The organism is Micromonospora sp. ALFpr18c, from assembly GCF_008868155.1.
In the GTDB taxonomy this organism is placed as follows: domain Bacteria; phylum Actinomycetota; class Actinomycetes; order Mycobacteriales; family Micromonosporaceae; genus Micromonospora.
Window position 1 is genome coordinate 1 of the sequence record NZ_WBKR01000306.1, and the last position, 4,251, is coordinate 4,251.

The 4,251-nt window shown below is 75.0% G+C and carries 4 protein-coding genes; 2 read left to right on the plus strand and 2 right to left on the minus strand.

Going from position 1 to position 4,251, the window contains the following annotated elements; genetic code table 11:
• A partial coding sequence (locus tag F8271_RS30080; RefSeq protein WP_225854863.1) for an alpha/beta hydrolase occupies positions 1-621 on the minus strand: 621 nt, incomplete at its 3' end.
• A gap of 156 nt (positions 622-777) precedes the next feature.
• Positions 778-1,767: a LacI family DNA-binding transcriptional regulator gene (locus F8271_RS30085; RefSeq protein ID WP_151493183.1), complete on the minus strand. Its 990-nt coding sequence runs from the start codon at positions 1,765-1,767 to the stop codon at positions 778-780.
• A 161-nt stretch (positions 1,768-1,928) separates the two neighbouring features.
• Here F8271_RS30085 and F8271_RS30090 point away from each other — a divergent pair, with 161 nt between their 5' ends.
• Positions 1,929-3,194 (plus strand): MFS transporter, encoded by a 1,266-nt coding sequence (locus F8271_RS30090; protein ID WP_151493184.1) that lies wholly within the window; start codon positions 1,929-1,931, stop codon positions 3,192-3,194.
• A 73-nt stretch (positions 3,195-3,267) separates the two neighbouring features.
• On the plus strand, positions 3,268-4,173 hold the full coding sequence (locus F8271_RS30095; protein ID WP_151493185.1) for an aldo/keto reductase: 906 nt from the start codon (positions 3,268-3,270) through the stop codon (positions 4,171-4,173).
• The last annotated feature ends 78 nt before the right edge of the window (positions 4,174-4,251 follow it).

Here is a 4,251-nt window from a genome sequence, read left to right on the forward strand (position 1 = left end):
CAGGGGTGGGGTGGTCAGCCAGGTGGTGGCGGCGTCGCGGACGGGGGATGGCACCTCGTGGCCGCCGGGGAACTCCTCGTACCTGACGGCGTAGCCGCGTTCGTGCAGGCGTGGGACGAGCCGGCGGCTGCACACGTCGATGGGCAGCACGCGGTCGTCCACCCCGTGCGAGACGAAGATCCGTGGCCGGCCGTGGGTGGCCGGCGGCGCGGCGAAACCGGGGGAGAAGGCCAGCACCGCGTCGATCAGGTCGCCGTTGGCCAGGCCCAGCGACAACGCGTACGAGGCGCCGTCGGAGAAACCGCCGAGCGTCACGTCCCGCACCGGGTAGCCGTCGTACGCGGTCGCGAGCAGCCCGTCGATGCGCCTGACGTCGACGCCGAAGCCGCCGGCGATCAGGTCCCAGCTCGCCGCCGACGACTGCGGGGCCATCAGCAGCAGGTGGTGCGCGTCCGCGACCGGCAGCAGCAGGTCCAGTGCGTGGCGCGCCGAGCCGCCCGCCCCGTGCAGGAGCAGCACCAGCCGGTACGGCGCGTCGGTGCGCGGCGGGGCGTACGCCATGCCCAGCGGACGGCCGTCGGCGTCGGTCAGCGGCAGGTGCCCGGTGGGTGCCGGCGCCACCGGCGGATGGGGGCGTGTGGTCAGCCGACCTCGCCGAGGGTCCTGCGCCGGTTCCCGGTGTGGCGGCGCGGGGTCGGACACGGATCACCACTCCCCACGGTCGGCGGCACGTGCGACGCGGTTACCCGGCCCGCCCGGCCTTAACCGGCGGGGTGCTCAGGCGCTGGCGCGGGCGACCAGGGCGGACGGGAAGAGGGTCACCGGGGCGGCCGGACGCCCGTCCAGCACGGCAATGGCCGCGGCGGTCGCGATGCGTCCCACCGGGTGGCTGGCGGTGGTCAGCGCCGGGGCGGTCATCGCGGCGAGGGGGATGTCGTCGAAGCCGGCCACCGCGACGTCGCCCGGCACCCGTACGCCCTCGTCGCGCAGCGCGGCGATCACCCCGAAGGCGGTCTCGTCGCTGATCGCGTAGATGGCGTCGACGTCCGGCCAGCGTCGCAGCGCCTCGCCGGCGGCGCTCCGGCCCCGCGCCGCGGAGAAGTCGCCGGGCAGGATCCGCTCCGGCAGGCCCGCCTGGCGCATCAGCCCGCGGTACGCGTCCACGGGGCGTCGCGAGCAGGGCAGCCACTGCGGGCCGGTCACCATGGCGATCCGGCGGCGACCGGTGGCGTACAGGTGACGCAGCACCTCGCCGGCGCCGGCGGCGTTGTCGACGTCGAACGACGGCACGGCCGACGATCCGACGCCGATGGACACGACCCGGCCCTGCAACGACCGGGGTATGGCGTCCAGCAGCTCGTTGGTGGTGTTGACCAGCACCACGCCGCACACGCTGCGGTCCCGGGCGAGCTGGTCCAGCTCGCCCGGCTGGCCCAGCGGCAACCAGTGCAGCGCCACCCCGACGCCGGCGGGCGTGCAGACCCGCGCCGCCGAGCCGACCACCTGGTGGACGTACGGGCAGTCGAGCACCGCCGCGCTGGCCCCCGCGACCGCCACCACGAGGCGTACGCCGACGCCACGCACCAGCGCACGGGCGGCCGGGTTGGGTACGTAGCCGAGTCGCTCGACGGCCGTCGTGACTCGTTCCCGGGCGTAGGGCGAGGCGAAGCCGGTGCCGGCGATGACCCGTGACGCCGTGGACCGGGACACCCCGGCGAGCCGGGCGACGTCCTCCAGGGTCGCCGGCCGGTGTGCCGCTGTCGTCATACGTCGCCTCCCGCGGCGATCCGCCCGGTCGGACGAACGCCTGTTCGCATCATGCCCGGTCGGTCTGACGTCGGTAAGGGGTGACACCGGCTTGTGGTGGTAGCGCTCTCAGGTGTGCGATCGTGCCAGGAGATCACCGTCGAGGAAGAGGACCTGCCGTCGTGAGCGCCCCCACCACCCGATCCGTACCCCCGGACGCCGCACCTCCTCCGTCGCGGGCCGTGCTGGTCGCCCGCAACGGCGTGGCCGTCACCTTCACGCTCAACGGACTGGCGGTCGGCACCTGGTTCTCCCGGGTGCCGGCGGTCCGCGAGGCGTTGGACCTGTCCGCCGGCCGGCTCGGCCTGCTGCTGCTGGCGATGAGCATCGGGGCGCTGCTGGCGATGCCCACGTCCGGCCTGCTCGCCCAGCGTCTCGGTGCGGCCCGCACCGTGACCCTGGCCACCGTGCTGGTCGCGATCGGCCTGACCGTGGCGGGGGTGGGTGCCACGCTGACCGGGTCGTTCGTCGTGGTCGCGCTCGGGTTGGCCGCCCTGGGCTACGGGTCCGGGGCCTGTGACGTGGCGATGAACGTCGAGGGCGCGGCCGTGGAACGGCGGCTCGGCCGGACCATCATGCCCCGGTTCCACGCGGGGTGGAGCCTCGGTTCGGTGGCCGGTGCCGGTCTCGGTGCCGGGGCGGCCCGCCTGGACGTGGCCGTCGGCGCGCACCTGACCGCGGTGGCGGTGGTGGTGTTGACCGGCACCGCGCTCGCCGCGCGGACGTACCTGCCGGCCTCCGCCCACGACCCGGCCGGCGACCCGGCGGACGCCACCCCGGCTGCTCGTCGCCGTGCGCAGCTCGCCGCCTGGCGGGAGCCGCGCACCCTGCTGATCGGGCTGTTCGTGCTGGTGGCGGCGTTCACCGAGGGTGCGGCGAACGACTGGCTGGCGGTCGCGTTCGTGGACGGCCGCGACCTGAGCGAGGCGGCCGGCGCGACGGTCTTCGGCGTCTTCGTCGTCGGCATGACCCTCGGGCGTACCGCGGGGACCGTCGCGCTGGACCGGTGGGGCCGGGTGCCGGTGCTCACCGGCACCATCGGGCTCGCCGTGCTCGGCGCGGGCCTGGCGGTGCTGGCCGGCCCGGGGCCGCTGGCGATCGTCGGCGTCGCGTTGTGGGGCCTCGGCGCGTCGCTGGGCTTCCCGGTCGGGATGAGCGCCGCCGCCGACGAGGAGGCGCACGCGGCCGTCCGGGTCAGCGTGGTCGCGGTGATCGGCTACACGGCGTTCCTGGGTGGGCCACCGCTGCTGGGGCTGCTCGGTGACCACGTCGGCACCCTGCGGGCGCTGCTCGTGGTGCCGCTGCTGCTGCTGCCGACCCTGCTGCTGGTGCCGGTGCTGCGCCCGCCGCACGCCGCCGAACCGGCTCGTCCAGCACAAGAAAACTAACCCAGGCGGCAGCTCAGCGGTATCGGGTGTGCGGCCGACTGCGCCGCGCACCCGGGCTCGTTACGGTCGCCCGATGCCAATCGACGAGATCACCGCCGCCGCGGCGGGCAGCTGGACCCTGGGCGACCGCATCGTGCACCGGATGGGCTTCGGCTCGATGCGCATCACGGCGAACCCCGACCGCGAACGGGCCGTCGCAGCGCTGCGCCGCGCCGTGGAGCTGGGCGTCAACCACATCGACACCGCCGCGTTCTACGTCTCGCCGGGGGGAACGCTGGGCGTGGGCACCGGGCCGGCCCGGTACGCCACCGAGTTGATCCGGGCGGCGCTCGCCCCGTACCCGGAGGATCTGGTGATCGTCACCAAGGTTGGTTTCGGGTACGACCCGGAGGCGGGCTTCACCGAGGCGCGCACCCCGGCGCAGCTGCGCGCCCAGGTCGAGGAGAACCTGCGTCGGCTCGGCCTGGACCAGGTGGACGTGGTGAACCTGCGGCTCGGCCGGGGGCCCGCGACGGTGCCGCTGGCCGACCGGTTCGGCGCCCTGGCCGAGCTGCGAGCCGCCGGCCTGATCCGGCATCTCGGGCTCTCCAACGTGCGGCCCGAGCACCTGGACGAGGTGGCGGGCATCGCGCCGGTCGTCTGCGTGCAGAACAACTACGGGGTGGACGCGTACCGGGAGCAGGACGCGTTCGTCCGGGACTGCGGCGAGCGGGGCATCGCCTACGTGCCGTTCTTCGCCCTCGCCGGCACCGGCCGCGAGGCGGGCGCGAGCGCCGACCAGGGCGAGGCGGTCACGGCCGTCGCGCGTGCCCACGGCGTCACCCCCCATCAGGTACGCCTGGCCTGGACCCTGCACCAGGGCCGACACGTGCTGGCCATCCCCGGCACCGGAAACACCGCACACCTGGAGCAGAACATAGCCGCAGCAGCGCTGACCCTGACCCCCGAAGACCTGGCCCACCTGACCCCACCCCGGTGATCATGAGGTTGGCGGCGCCGGTGCCGGGGATGGCCAGCACGTGTCGGCCCTGGTGCAGGGTCCAGGCCAGGCGTACCT